This window comes from Aeromonas sp. 11P (genome assembly GCF_051920165.1).
Lineage (GTDB): Bacteria > Pseudomonadota > Gammaproteobacteria > Enterobacterales > Aeromonadaceae > Aeromonas > Aeromonas veronii.
This window is the reverse complement of the sequence record NZ_JBQBDJ010000004.1, coordinates 4,244,877-4,259,158: the sequence shown is the minus strand read 5'-3', so window position 1 is coordinate 4,259,158 and position 14,282 is coordinate 4,244,877. Positions and strand designations below refer to the sequence as shown.

Sequence of the window (14,282 nt, the reverse complement as noted above, 5' to 3'; positions counted from 1 at the left end):
CATGTACGAATTAAATCTGGATATCGCTCACTTCCTTGAGCACTACTGGCAGAAGCGCCCGCTCCTTATCAAGGGTGGCTTCAAAGACTTTCAGGACCCCATCAGCCCGGACGAGCTGGCGGGTCTGGCCATGGAAGAGGTGGTAGAGTCCCGTCTGGTCACCCGTTTCGACGGCAAGTGGGATGCGGCCCACGGTCCCTTCGAATCCTATGACCATCTGGGCGAAGAGAACTGGACCATTCTGGTACAGGCATGCAACCACTGGGCCCCCGAGGTGAACGAGCTGGCGGTGCCGTTCCAGTTCATTCCGGGCTGGCGCTTTGACGATGTGATGGTGAGCTTCTCCACCCCTCACGCGGGTGTCGGCCCCCACATCGACAACTACGACGTGTTCATCACCCAGGGTATCGGCAAGCGTCACTGGCGGGTTGGCGATGCCAAGCCGCTCAACGAGTTTGCCGCCCATGCCGCCCTGCTGCACTGCGAGCCGTTCGAGGCGATCATCGACGTCATCATGGAGCCGGGCGACATCCTCTACATTCCGCCCGGATTCCCCCACGAAGGCTACGCCATCGAGCCCTCCATGAACTTCTCGGTGGGCTTCCGCGCGCCGGATGCCAAGGCGCTTATCTCCTCCTTTGCCGATCACCTGATCGACAACGAGGTGCGTACCGAGCGTTACGGCGATGCCGATCTCAAGCCCCGTGCCCGTCACGGCGAGATCCAGCCCCACGAGCTGCACCGTCTGCGCGAGCTGATGCAACAGGCGCTCGATGACGAGACCCTGTTCAAGGAGTGGTTCGGCACCATGATCTCCGAAGCCAAGCACGATCTGGACGTCAATCCGGTGGAACCGGACTACAGCGCCGAGGAGGTAGCCGACCTGCTGACCCAGGGCGAGCCCGCCATCAAGGTACCGGGCCTGCGCAGCGTCTGGTTCAGCGGCGAGTGCCAACAGTGCTATATCGATGGTGAAGCCTGGACCCTGCAGAGCGAAGATGCGGCAGCCATTTCGCTCCTGTGCGACAAGGACATCATCACTCAGGCCGACATGGTGGAGCTGGCCGATCAGGCCGGTTTCCTTCAACTGCTGACCCGACTGGTCAACCGCGGGTACTGGTTCTTTAACTGATCTGGCAGTAACCGAAGGATGAAAAGGCGCCTTATGGCGCCTTTTTTGTCACTCAGAGGCGGTTCAATTAACAATCGATGCGCGAAGCTGAACCCACTCTTGATGAACCGACAGGTGGTGATTTATTGAACTAAAATGGATGGGTATCATGCGTCCATCCCTGTTCACAAGAGAAGCACCACCATGCAAATCACCTCACGGCCCATGCCGCTGCCTGATTACGGCAAATATCCCTCCTCTCCGGCTGTCACACCCGAGCAGGTCAATCAGGCCCGTAACGAAGCACTGACCAAGAAGGATGAATTGCAGGCACAGAGCGAAGAGAAAGCAACGGCTCGCAGAGCCATGGCGGTCTCTTATACAGCTAACCAGCAAGATAAAGCCGTGGTGGAGCGCTACCTGGAGGCCAGCGGTCAGGAGAGCGACAGCAAGTCGGGCCCGAGCACGGCTGATATGTATCAGGCTGCGACTCGCTACCAGCGCCAGCAGAATCTCAGCGACTACATGCAATTCCAGCAGAGCCCGCTCGCCCAGCAGATGGGTGACATGGTGGGCAAAGATAATCGCAAGGGCACCCAGCTCGACATCATTGCCTGAGCCAATTTGCTCGAATAAGCCCGGCAGGGATCAATACAAGATGAAAAAGCCCTCAATGAGGGCTTTTTCGCTATGGCTTGTCGCTGCGACGTCTCGCTATAAATGGGACACTTCTGCCTGCGCGTCCGGCAGCTCGTCGGGGAGTTCATCAAACAGGGGGTGATAGAGCACCTCACCCTGCACACCCGCAAAACCGCGCTCCTGTAGCTCCATCGCCATAAAGCAGTCGGCAGGCACCTCATAGATGCAGTGCAGGCCAAACTCGCTGGCCGGGCGGAAACCGAAACGGCTGTAATAGGCCGGATCCCCGAGTACTACCACCCCTTTCCAGTCCATCTCAAGCGCCGTATCAAGCCCTTCACGGATGAGATCAGAACCAATCCCCTGACCTTGCCAGTCGGGATGAACCGCGACCGGCGCCAGACCAAGCCAGGGACCTTCCATGTCGTTAATGGTGATCGGGCTTAGCATCAGGTGCCCCATGAACTCGTACTCTTCCTCTTCGACCATGGTCACTACGGCAGCACCACATTCGCGCAGGCGGTTGACCAGTTCGGCCTCATCGGCACGACCGAAGGCAGCACTCAGCAGCTCATAAACCGGCAGCATGTCACCGGGGCGCTCGGTTCTCAACATCAGGTATTACTCCTCGTACAGCAGAGCGGGCATTATTCCACACAACGGCTGGTCATTCTGAGTACCTTTGTCCAAAAATGGGAGGGTGCACTCAGGAAAACGAGCGGCAAACTGCTGCTGCAAGGCGGTTAGCGTAGCCGGGGTGACCCTGTTCATCGCCTCGCGGTAGGCCAGCCAGAGGGCGGGAGCCTCCCGCGCCAACCGCTCAAAGGTCAGTTCGGGCGTTTGATGCCAACAGCCATCCAGCTCGTCGACCAGCTCCGGCAGCTCCACCAGCAGCCGTAACTGCTGATAGCGTATCTGCGACGAGTCACCCTGATCGCCCTGCGCCTGCACCATCAATTGGTTGAACCAGTGGATCCGTGATGCGCGCTCCTCCCGGCTGAGCAACTCAGGCCCCTGACGCTGCAACGCGGCCAGTTGCAGCAACCACGCCAGCCCCTGTTCATCCCTGTCTTTCAGCAAGACGCCGCCAAGACTGGACAACTGCTCCGGTTCGGCCTGCTCCAGCAGTTCGACGGGGTAACAGTGCAGCGCCAGCAACCTCTCAAGATACGGCGGGCAGCGCACAAAACAGGGCTCCTCCCCCGCGTCCCTCTCATCCACAAAGAGCGAGATGGCCAGCTTGCCGTTGGTACTCTGCCGATTAGTCGTTGCGGGATCCCACAGGATCACCACGGCAATCCGCTCATCTGCCAGCCAGCGGGAAATTTCCTCGGGCAAGGGATTGGGTAAGGAGGGAGCGCGATCCAGCCGCCAGTAGCTCACCTCACACGGCTGGCGACCGCTGATATGGCGTCGCCCGCGATAGTGCATGCCCACTTTTGCCATCACCCGGCCGGAGGCTAAATTGTCTGGCATATGGCGAGCCGTCAGCGCAGGCAGTTGCAGTTGGTCAAAGGCGAACCCCTTGACCAAGCTGGCTGCCCGGGTCGCCAGACCGCGATTCTGCCAGGGCACGCCAACCCACCAGGCCAGTTCGCCATTCCAGTGCAGGGAGATCACCCCAAGCAACGCCACACCTTGCTCCTCTGGCAAGGTGATGGCCCAGCTCCAACCAAGGCCAAGCGCCGCTCTGCGCCAGCAAAGGGCCAGCCAGTCGCGGGCCCCCTCCGGTGGATAGGGGTGAGGAATATTGAGGGTGTAGCGGGCCAGCGCCTCGTCGCTGCAGTAGCGCACTATCTCGCACTCATCGTCGGCCTGCAGTGGTCGCAATACGACACCTGATAGCGAATGCCCCTCAGCCAGTGTCGGCACCGTCACGCGGCGCGCCAGCAGGCGATTGAGCACTGCGCCCAAATCGGCCTCGGGGGTAAGCGGCAGATCGGCCCCCACCGGACCCAGGGTGAGCAGCCCCTGTTCCCTGGCGAGGGCCAGCAGCGAGGTGGAGGCACTAATCAGGACCTGGCGGCTGGGATCAACATGAAAATCCGCCAGCAGATCCCCATCGAGCCAGGCAGCCAGCAGGGCTCCCGGGCAGAGCACCCCGTCTGGAGGGCTGCTCGCCCAGGGTGCATCGGTTTGATCGAGGGCGGCGGCCGCCTCTTTGCCCAGTAGCAGCTGCCAGCGATGACCCTGCAGCTGCCAGACCTGCAACAGCGCAGTCCACTGCGGTTGCCACAGACTGGCCTCGATCAGCAGTTCCATCAGCTGGCCTGACAGGCCGCTGGCAGCGTCAGATGGCGGGGATGGGCTTCGATACGGGCGATCCAGCTACGGATAGCGGACCCCCCCTGCAGGGAGAAGATCCCCTCCTCTGCCACGTGGGTGTAGGCATAAAGGGCGATATCGGCGATGGTCGGCGCATCACCGCACAGGTAGGGGCTCTGTTTCAGCTGCTGCTCCATTACCGCCAGCGCCTTCTCGCCACCGGCTTTCAGCCCGTCGAGCCGCGCCTCCTGCGACTCGGGTCGGCCGAGATAGTGAACGATAAAGCGGGCCACAGCGATGTAGGGCTCATGGCTGTACTGCTCAAAGAACATCCATTTGAGCACCTCGGCCTGCTGGCGCGGATCGGTTGGCCACAAGGCACTGCCTTGCCCCAGATAGAAGAGGATGGCGTTGGATTCCGCCAGCGCATCGTCTTGGCCAATCTCCAGCACCGGGATCTTGCCGTTGGGGTTCATGGCCAAAAACGCGGGGGTACGGGTATCCCCCGCCTGAATATCCACCTCTATCCACTCAAGGGGCAGACCCAGCCAACGGGCCAGCAGCCACACCTTGTAGCAGTTGCCGGAACGCAGATCACCATACAGACGCATACACACTCCTTGTGAAAACGGATTTGAACAGCGCGATCAGGGGGCCAGACGCTCGATATGCCAGCCATCCCCTTCGCGGGTGTAGTAGAAACGGTCGTGCAGCCGGTGCTCGCCCCCCTGCCAGAACTCCACCGTCTCGATCACCACCCGGAAGCCGCCCCAGAAGCTCGGCAGCGGCACTTCGCCATTGGCAAACTTCTGCTTGAGCTCGAGGAACTTGGCCTCCAGCACGCCGCGGGCCGAGATGCGGGTCGACTGCTTGGAAACCCAGGCGGCGATCTGGCTGTCCTTGGGGCGGCTGTGGAAATACTTCATCACCTCGAAGGTGCTCATCTTCTCCACCCGACCGGTCACATGAACCTGCCTGTCCAGCGTGTGCCAGGGGAAGAGCAGGCTGATACAGGGATTGCCTTCCAGCTGCTGCGCCTTGCGGCTGCCCATGTTGGTGTAAAAGACCATCCCCTGGGCGTCGTAGTGCTTGAGCAACACGGTACGCTGCCAGGGCTGCCCCTCGGCATCCACGGTCGCCACCACCATGGCAGTGGGATCGGTCAGTTTGGCCTCACAAGCCTGCGCCAACCACTTCTCGAACAGCGCCAGCGGCTCGGCCGGCAGATCAGCCCGGTGCAGCCCGCCACGGGTATACTCACGGCGCAGATCAGCAACATCCATCATCTTGATTTTCCTTCAAATAAATAATGGTTCCACGACCATCAAGAGAGTGACGCAGGCATTGTGCGCTCGATAAAGCGACCTTGTAAACCATACAAAAAAAGCGAAGAGGCTAACGCCTCTTCGCTTTTTTTTATCAATTTACCAAAGATGGGTAATCTCACCCTTGGGTTATCTGGTTTAGTAGCTCATGATCTCACGACGACGCAGCAGCGCAGCGATACCAAGGCCCAACAGCGCGAACAGACCGGTCGAACCGCCGCCACCACCGCCGCCATTGCTTTCAGGCTGGGTAGCCGGTGTATCACTGCTCTTGGTCGCCAGTTTTGGCGTAATGGCATAGAAGATATTGTCGCTACAGGCCAGCTTGAGGCGAACAGCGCTGCCAGCATTAGCCGGAATGGTCACCTCATGGGCGCCATTGTTGTTCACGCCATTGACCAGCGGCTGCCAACTCTTGCCTTCATCGTTGTTGCTATAACTGATATCGACCCGCTGACAGTTGATGCGGCCACCGTCGGTTCCAGCTACTTGCCAGTTCACTGTGGTCGGGCTGCCAACCAGAATACGCTGGTCAGGGGCTGGCAATATCTTGAAGGTTTGTGAACCTGTATCGACCACTTCGACCGAGGTCTCATCATAGGCACCACCGCCTTTGCCATCACGGGCGACCAGACGGAAGTTAAGGGTGCGCGGTACATTGACCCATGGATCGCCCTTCTCTTCATCTTTTATTAGCTCAGGCTGTTGCAACATAAATCGTTCATATCCCCTTAGCTGAGTAGCCAAAGAAGGAAAGTGACGTTCAGGAGACTTTGCAGGCGCCACAAAACGATATAAGGGTCCATCGCTCAATTTCCCATAGTATATATCAGATGCACTCTCAGTCGCCCGACCAATATCAACCTGTTCCCAGGTAAAGGTCATTCCATCTTCACCGACACCAATCCCTGTGAGTGAAAATGCAGTTCGAACAGGAATAACTTTTGATTGCGATGCTGGCGAGATATTCACATCAATATCTTGCTTGATCATAGGCTCAACAGCGCCACAATTATCTGGACGGTTGGCTAGCACAGCACGCATCTGATCAATGGACTTGCTATGAAAACAACCTGTCGTTTTAGATTGCAGATTTTGTGATCCCATGCCTGCTCTGCCTGGGTAACCCATGATAGTTGTGCCACTACCAACCTCCCAAGCGGAATTAGCTACACGTCCACCAGTATTGACATTAAAAATATGCTCTGCACCGAGTTGATGGCCCACTTCATGCGCAAAAGTATCGACAAACATCGCATCGATCTCTGCAATTCCAGCGCCCGAGCTACCATTACCGGCACCACTCATGGCATTGGAACGAAGATTTCGACCAAGGGACTTATTCCCGAAATAATCCAGATTTGGAGCTGCGCACAGCGTCCCCCATGCCAAGCCAGAATAATTGGTCGTCATCAGCACGTGACCAATATCAAACTCACCTAATTTTTTATCAGGATCGACTTCTCTTTGAGCCAGCTGTTGAACAAGCTCATTTCGATGGGCATCATCACGATCTATGTTTGGCGTGGCCGATGTGCGGTCTTTATTATACCCGTTAAAAAACAGGTCTGTATCTGGATCCTCAAAAATGATATTATCATTGCCATCTGCCAATATAAATTTTATGCCAAGATCACGCTCATATATCTCATTGACACGAGCCAGCAATGTTACGATAGATGACAAAGCACCAACTTTACCATGAAATGAGGTGGTGTACTCTCCAGTAGTAGATATCGCAATCCGATATATTTTTACTCCAGGAAAGTTATAGTTTTGTTCAGCTTGCTTAGTTGCACTATCTAACAAGGAGCGCTTTTTTTCATTTTCATGCTCACTTGTATTATTCTGCATCAGCTCTTCATGATTCCCATTTTTTCGCGGTTTTACATTTTTCTTGTAATAAACAGAATAAAGACCACTACGTTGAACATCAATAAATACCTGCTCCCCTTGGTGCATAAACATGCCATTAAAACCACGGGGGGAAATATCAAAACTGCCGGTATTATTTTCATTACCCACTTCATGGCCTTTAAAGGTCATGATATCCGGATACTTGGCGGCCAATGCGGGTGGTAGCACCGATGATGGCTGCACTTCAAATTGCACCATTCCACCATTTGGTAATGGCAAGGTAATCAGCGTATCGCCAGCACGCAGGTTTTGAATAAACTCTTCATCGACCTTAAATCTGGTATAGGCACTAGTTGTGACGGTATCAGCCGCCTGCCTATTGTTTGCTTCGACCATATGCCATGGGGATGCCAGCGCAATATTGGCTGACATTGCGATGACAACTGAGATTGCATTTATTGTGAACTTCATCATTATTAATCACCTGACTGAACAGCCGGCGAGAATAACGTGACACAAGTCACAACTCAACTTTTTCAATAAAAATTAAATGGATTTTATTTCATTTAAAATCATAAGGTTAGTGAGTTAAAGTTTATAAACAGCTCATTTTGTTAGCATTTTCAGCAGTTCTTTTTAATAGAGTTAAAACTCCAAAAAAGTATATGGGGGCTCATATGTGAGTCATCGGATCATTCCCATGAGGCTATCAGTATGTTTGGAATATTAGAGTTATAACTCCAATCATGTCGGTTTACATGCCGTTATTGAACAGCCACTATGGCCTTGAAATTGCCTCCGGCATGCACTTTTCCAGCATCTGTCGGTTATATCGGGTGGCATAGTCAATCCGCTGCTCAAACTCCGACTCCTTGCCCATCTCAATTACATCACCGAACCCTTTCAGATAACGGACTCCGCACCGGGTTCTCGCTTCTGCTTGCAATGACTCCTCAACCCCCGGAGCTATACCGCCGCGCCCGCCACGCACGATGAGCCGATAATCCTGGGCAGCAAGACTCTCATCTATTGCCTCTGTCAGCGATGCGGCCACAACAGGCGCTGCGCAGATATGCAGACACAGCAAACTGACAACTAACCGTAATACCTGCGCCATCCGGCTGCCCCTCCCATCAGGAGGATCACGATAAGACTCACAGCGCCACCACCACCGCCGCCCGCACTGTTACCAGTAATGACGGTTGCACTTTCTGTTGTGGCCGTAGTGGCAGACGCATTACCTCTTATCCCATTGATAGAGAAAAAAATATTATTGCTGCATGCCAGCTTCAGCCTGGCCGTGCTGGTCAACGGTGCAGGCAACACCACACTGGCCGACCCGTTATTGGCAAGCCCGCTTGCCAGCGTAGTCCAGCTAGAACCGCCATTCTGTGTCAGGGCTAAATCCACGCTGGGACAATTGATAGGAGGCTGATCGGTCCCTGCTACATTCCAGGTCACTAGCTGAGTGCTACCCGCCACCATGGTGCCGATCTGCGGAGCTGTGATGGCAAATGCCGCGCCAGTATTGATCACCTGAACCACCATTTCATCACTGCTCACCGCCCCCTGACCATCACGTACGGTAAGGCGAAACTGGAGATTGCGATTGGTCGCAGGCCACGCCTCTCCTTTGGCCAAGACACCCGATATCAGAGAGCTCATGGCGGGCAAGGTTCTGCGAGGATCCGATGTAGGAGACACAAAGCGAAACAGCGGGCGGGTTCCATCATCCACCATGGTTGCCACGCTGTAAGATGCATTGCCAAGATCAACCTGCTCCCAGGTGTAACTCAGGGGATGACCATCCAGATCCAGCGCACTACCGACAAGAGTGAAAGGCGTATTGGCGGGGATCACCCTGTCCCCCCCGCATCCACAACCGGCGCGTTATTGGCAAGCGCCAGGTCGGTGCCGCAGGAGGGCAGAGAGGCCATCAGGGCCCGCATCTGCTCGATCGACTTGCTGTGGAAGAAAGGTGTGCTGTTAACCTGCAGATTCTCCTCACCACAGATCCCGGCATAGGCCATGATGGTCGAACCACTGCCCGGTTCCCAGGCTGAGCTAGCCTTGCGACCCGTGGCACAACTGTCGGCCATGCCATTGAAAGAGTGCTCGGCCCCCAACTGGTGCCCCAATTCGTGAGCCACATAATCAATAAAGAATGCATCGCCGATAGGCTGTGAGCCTCCGGTCATGCCCCGTGAACGGCTGAAAGGGTTGCACAGAGATCTCAGGGTCGCCACCCCGCCGCCTGATGTCGCCAGCAGATGGCCCAAATCAAAGGTTGGATTTAACAGTAGCCCCTGCTGGGTCTGGTTGATGGCGATATCCTGGGTCGAGTTGGTGAAAGGATCCGTCGCAGGATCAGTGAAAATCACCTTGTCTGTATCGGCTGCAAGCTGAAACTCGGCCCCCACATCACGGCGATAGACTTCATTGACCCGATTAAGCAGTGTTGCAATGGCCGAGAGTGCTGCAACCTTGGTACCACCGTGATACTGGGTATATTCCCCGGTTGCCGAGATGGCGATGGTGTAGCGCTTGCGCAAATTGCCATCGACTAGCACAGCTCGCTCACGCTCGATACCATGAGGATCAATCACCTGATCCACATCCTGTCGCCGCCAGGCATCTTGCTGTTCATAAACGGCATAAGAGAAGCCGTCCTGAAGCGGATCGACATAAAAGGTACGCCCCTGATGGGTAAACATACCGTGAAAACCATGTATGGTGACATCAAATCGGCCTGTATCCGCCGCCCGATCGATAGCCTTCCCACTGTAAGTATTGATAGAAGGGTAGCGCTGGGCCAAAGGCTCCGGGAGCAAGGCATTGGAATGAACATCAAACTGCACCGTAGTGCCATCCGGCAATGGCAAGGTCAATACACTGGCAAGATGCCCGGGTTCAAAAGGCTTGTCAGGAACCACCACTCTGACCTTTTCAGCTCGCACATCATAGATCCCTCCCCTTTCCAAGTTTTCATCCATGAAGGTCCACTGTGGTTCTGCTGCAACCTGAACAGACAAACTGGTGATAATCACCGCAATGCCATGCTTCATAGAGCCTCCTTGCCCTACCTTGGTGACAACAAGTATGGTGCAGCGTCAATTGACGATCTGCGTGATAGACAGAAAAGAAAATTCGCACAAAACTTCTGTCACGCTGAGAAATCGTGCTACACCCGCGCTCCCCATCTCAGGCGATACAGACTGACCCCATTCAACAACGGAAAAAAGTGAAGGCGCCATTGGCGCCTTCACGGATAGATAGGGGCAGAATATCCCCTCCATTTGGATTGGTTCGTTGGTGTATTACTGCTTGTCAGCGCCCGATGCTATTGGGCAATGAATCACCATACGCTGGTTATACTCGCTGGCATAAGCGCTCAACCTGGCATGTGCCTCTTTCTGCTCGGGTCTTATCACATCGCCCAATCCATCCAGATAACGCTTGCCACAGCGCGCCTTGGCCTCTGCCTGATGCTCGGCTGCAATACCGGGGGCGAACTCTCCCCGCCCGGCTATCACTATCAGGCGGTAATCCTGCCTGGCGAGGCTTGCACTCAGCTCCTGTTCCAGCGTGCTGGCATCGGCCTGACAGCCGCCGAGCACGGCAAGCAGCAACAGAGGGACTCCCTTCATTTGCGCCTCCGTTGCCAGCCGAGCAGCGCCAGAGCCAACGTCCACAATCCGATCGCCCCGCCACCACCGCCGCCACCTGAAGTCGAGCCACCTTGCACCAGAGGCAATTTGAGGGGACTGATGGCAAAGAAGATATTGTCGCTGCATGCCACTTTCAGCCTGACGCTGCTGGTGAGATCGGCAGGCAACGTTACCGTTGCTGCGCCGTTATTGGGTTGTCCGGCGGCGAGCATTGTCCAGCTTACGCCCTCATCCTGGGTCACCGAGATGTCCACCTTGCTGCAACTGATCGGCGCCACCGTGGTGCCCGCCACATCCCATGCCACTGCCTGACTGGCCCCCGGAGTGAGAGTCACCCCGTAAAACGGGTTGGTGATGCGAAATGCCGCACCGGTATTGATCACTTGCACTTTCATGTCATCACTGGCTACGCCACCCTGACCATCACGCACCGTCAGTCTGAAATTGAGATCCCGGTTGGTCGTCGGCCAAGCATCCCCTTTGGCGAGAGTACCGGAGAGCAACGATGGCAAGCTTGGCAAAATCCGCTCGGCAGAGCTGGTGGGAGATACAAAACGAAACAGCGGCCGGGAGCCATCGTCAACCATGGTGGCGGCACTGCTCGATTCAGTACCCAGATCGATCTGCTCCCAGTTGTAGAGCAGAGAATCATTATCCAGATCTCCACCAGCCCCTTTTAACATAAAGGCCGTATTGGCAGGGATCACATAGTCCCCCCCTGCTGCTGCCTGCGGGGCATTATTGCTCAACGAGAGTGTGGTTCCGCAAGTCGATACGGTCGCCATGTGCGCACGCATCTGCTCGATGGACTTGCTATGAAAATAGGGGTCGCTGTGAGTCTGGATATTCTCATCACCACAAATACCGGCATAGGCCATGATGGAGCTGCCACTACCTGGCTCATAGGCTTGATTCGCAACCCGGGTACCTGCACCGCAACTCCCGGTAGTGCCGTTGAAAGTATGATCGGCACCAAACTGGTGGCCAATTTCATGAGCCACATAGTCAACGAAGAAGGCATCTCCCACCGGTGTGGGTGAACCCGACATCCCGCCAGACTTCTGATTGGTGCAGAGCACTGCCAAACCGGCCAGACCGCCGCCATTGGTATTCAGGACATGGCCGATATCAAAATTACCGAGCTGCATATTGGTAAAGTAATAAGCCTGTACCCCGATATTGGTCTGCGCATCCGAATTATCATTGGCAAACAAGTCGCTGGCCGGATCGGTAAAGATCAGGTTGTCATTGCCACTGGCCAGCACGAATTCGGCGCCCACATCCCGTTGATAGACCTGATTGACACGGTTGAGCAAGGTCGTAATCGCCGCCATGGTAAGCGCTTTGGAGCCACCGTGGTATTGGGTAAATTCTCCTGTCGCCGAAATGGCAATGACGTAGCGCTTGCGAACATTGCCATCCACTTGCACCTTGCGCACCAGTTTGCTGAGCTTGGGCCCTATCACCTCATCTGCCGCCTCTTCCAATCGACTATGGGCATCCTGCTGGTAATAGACGGCGTAGCCTTCGGCATTGCTGAGCGGATCAACAAACACCATCTTGCCCTGATGGCTGAACATGGCGTGGAAACCTTGCGGCCCCAGATCGAAGCGCCCTGTCTCTATCGGATGTGCCGGGTTGTGACCCTTGAAGGTGCGGATCTGCGGATACTTGGCGGCGAGATCTGCAGGCAGCAAGTCGTAGGCTTCCAGAGCAAAGGTGACCTCCCCCCCATCGGGCAGCGGCAGGGTCAGCTCACTCGCCCCGGCTTGCAGCCCGGCAAAATAGTCGAGCGGCACCTTGGCCACCCGAAACTGATTGGCCCGCACCTCATAACCTTGCTCCGCAGTCGCTCTGGCGGCTACCGTACTCCACTCGCTGGCCATCAGGCTGGTTGACCCCAACAAACTGGCCACCAAAAGGGCCAACGAACACTTACTGGTCACATGCATCTTTGTCATCCTTGTAGTCATGCACTTTTTTGAACCAAAACCGGCATCATTATCCCGCCGAATCAAGAAGCCCGGCGCCACTGTTTCAGCCACTCACCCATGGGGAGTGTTGCGCCAACCCCGTCTAACCCCTATCATTGCGCGGATTTGTCAATTTTAGAACTGCCCCTCTTCACAAAGGTGCGGTTCATCTTTATCTGGCCAAGGTTAATCTCATGCTCAAATCCCCACTGTTGCCCCGTTTCGGGGATCTGGTCGTTGCCATTGTTGACGATGTGCTCGGTCAGGGTCTTACCCTCGACCGCGCCTATGCCCGTCACTTCTCCGGCATCGAACTAAAACCGCAAGAACAGGCAAGGATTGCCCTGGTCACCGGCGACCTGCTGCGCCGTCTCAGCCTCTATTGCTTTCTCACCGGCATTCAGGTGCGTCAGGCCGAAAAGAATGTCTGGCCGCTGCTGCACAGCTGGCATGCCTTCCACAAAATTGCCCAGCCCAACCACCCGACCCTGGATCGCTTCAATGAAGAAGCATTCCGCCGCCGTCTGACCGAGGCGAAGAAGAACCCGGTATTGATGGATGGTTGCCCGAGCTGGCTGGAGAAACTGGGCAGCGAGCAGCTGGGTGAAGCCTGGCCTGCCGAGCGTGCTGCCCTGGCCTGGATGCCCAAGCGTTACCTGCGGGTCAACACCCTCAAGTGCACCCGTGATGAGCTGCAAGCCATTCTGGCCAAAGAGCAGGTCACCACCATTCAGGTTGAAGGTGTGGAGACGGCCCTGCAGGTCACCTCCGATGCCGCCCTGTTCCGCACCAAGGCCTTTGCCGATGGTTGCTTCGAACAGCAGGACGCAGGCTCCCAGCTGGTTGCTGCTGCGCTGGAAGTGACCCCGGGCATGCGCGTTATCGACGCCTGCGCCGGTGCCGGTGGCAAGACCCTGCACATCGCCGCCATGATGCAAGGCAAAGGCCGTCTGCTGGCGATGGATGTGGAAGAGTGGAAGCTGGAGAACCTCAAGCAGCGCGCCCGTCGTGCCGGTGCCCACAACGTGGAAACCCGGGTCATCACCAGCAGCAAGACCGTCAAGCGCCTCAAAGAGAGCGCCGACCGCGTACTGCTGGACGTGCCCTGCTCCGGTCTGGGCGTACTCAAGCGCAATCCGGATGCCAAGTGGCGCGATACCGCCGAGCGTCTGCCGGTGCTGGTCGCACTGCAAGAAGAGATCCTGCAGCGTTACAGCCAGATGGTGAAGGTCGGTGGTCTGCTGGTCTATGCAACCTGCTCCATCCTGCCTCAGGAGAACCGCCAGCAGGTGGACAAGTTCCTCGCGGCCAACGAGAACTTCCGTCTGCGTGACGATCACACCGTGAGCCCGTCCGAGACCGGCTTCGACGGTTTCTACATGGCGCGTATCGAACGGATCGCCTGATCTGCCCGATGACCAGATAGAAAAAGCGGCTGCCATTG

General features: G+C 56.2%; 11 protein-coding genes and 1 pseudogene. 3 read left to right on the top strand and 9 right to left on the bottom strand.

The window, feature by feature from the left end:
* Position 1: 1 nt before the first annotated feature.
* Together ACTG1P_RS19840 and ACTG1P_RS19835 are read left to right on the top strand one after the other, a co-directional pair.
* The gene (locus ACTG1P_RS19840; RefSeq protein ID WP_219270960.1) at positions 2-1,132 is read left to right on the top strand and encodes a ribosomal protein uL16 3-hydroxylase; all 1,131 of its coding nucleotides are present in this window, start codon (positions 2-4) and stop codon (positions 1,130-1,132) included.
* A 183-nt stretch (positions 1,133-1,315) separates the two neighbouring features.
* On the top strand, positions 1,316-1,729 hold the full coding sequence (locus ACTG1P_RS19835) for a hypothetical protein (protein ID WP_440002031.1): 414 nt from the start codon (positions 1,316-1,318) through the stop codon (positions 1,727-1,729).
* 96 nt (positions 1,730-1,825) lie between these two features.
* On the opposite strand, the gene ACTG1P_RS19830 is transcribed toward ACTG1P_RS19835, so the two are convergent.
* The 9 genes and pseudogenes from ACTG1P_RS19830 to ACTG1P_RS19790 all read right to left on the bottom strand — a co-directional run bounded on the left by ACTG1P_RS19830 (position 1,826) and on the right by ACTG1P_RS19790 (position 12,817).
* Positions 1,826-2,365 carry a GNAT family N-acetyltransferase gene (locus tag ACTG1P_RS19830; protein ID WP_440002030.1) on the bottom strand — a complete coding sequence of 180 codons (540 nt, stop codon included), beginning with the start codon at positions 2,363-2,365 and terminating at the stop codon, positions 1,826-1,828.
* Positions 2,366-2,371: 6 nt separating this feature from the next.
* On the bottom strand, positions 2,372-4,012 hold the full coding sequence (locus ACTG1P_RS19825; RefSeq protein ID WP_440002029.1) for a GNAT family N-acetyltransferase: 1,641 nt from the start codon (positions 4,010-4,012) through the stop codon (positions 2,372-2,374).
* On the bottom strand, positions 4,012-4,626 hold the full coding sequence (locus ACTG1P_RS19820; RefSeq protein WP_440002028.1) for a glutathione S-transferase family protein: 615 nt from the start codon (positions 4,624-4,626) through the stop codon (positions 4,012-4,014). Before ACTG1P_RS19820 ends, ACTG1P_RS19825 begins: the two co-directional genes overlap by 1 nt.
* Before the next feature lie 36 nt (positions 4,627-4,662).
* Complete coding sequence (pdxH, locus tag ACTG1P_RS19815) at positions 4,663-5,301, bottom strand: pyridoxamine 5'-phosphate oxidase (protein ID WP_440002027.1); 639 nt, start codon at positions 5,299-5,301, stop codon at positions 4,663-4,665.
* A 177-nt stretch (positions 5,302-5,478) separates the two neighbouring features.
* Positions 5,479-7,671: a reprolysin-like metallopeptidase gene (locus ACTG1P_RS19810; RefSeq protein WP_440002026.1), complete on the bottom strand. Its 2,193-nt coding sequence runs from the start codon at positions 7,669-7,671 to the stop codon at positions 5,479-5,481.
* Between the two features lie 304 nt (positions 7,672-7,975).
* Entirely contained in the window at positions 7,976-8,314 is a 339-nt protein-coding gene (locus tag ACTG1P_RS19805) for a hypothetical protein (protein ID WP_440002025.1), read from the bottom strand.
* Positions 8,293-10,262: pseudogene (locus tag ACTG1P_RS19800) on the bottom strand (reprolysin-like metallopeptidase). Before ACTG1P_RS19800 ends, ACTG1P_RS19805 begins: the two are co-directional and overlap by 22 nt.
* 252 nt (positions 10,263-10,514) lie before the next feature.
* Positions 10,515-10,844: a hypothetical protein gene (locus ACTG1P_RS19795; RefSeq protein ID WP_440002024.1), complete on the bottom strand. Its 330-nt coding sequence runs from the start codon at positions 10,842-10,844 to the stop codon at positions 10,515-10,517.
* Positions 10,841-12,817 carry a reprolysin-like metallopeptidase gene (locus ACTG1P_RS19790; RefSeq protein WP_440002023.1) on the bottom strand — a complete coding sequence of 659 codons (1,977 nt, stop codon included), beginning with the start codon at positions 12,815-12,817 and terminating at the stop codon, positions 10,841-10,843. Before ACTG1P_RS19790 ends, ACTG1P_RS19795 begins: the two co-directional genes overlap by 4 nt.
* Before the next feature lie 215 nt (positions 12,818-13,032).
* Here ACTG1P_RS19790 and ACTG1P_RS19785 point away from each other — a divergent pair, with 215 nt between their 5' ends.
* Positions 13,033-14,244, top strand: a complete 1,212-nt coding sequence (locus ACTG1P_RS19785) for an RsmB/NOP family class I SAM-dependent RNA methyltransferase (RefSeq protein ID WP_440002022.1) — start codon at positions 13,033-13,035, stop codon at positions 14,242-14,244.
* The last annotated feature ends 38 nt before the right edge of the window (positions 14,245-14,282 follow it).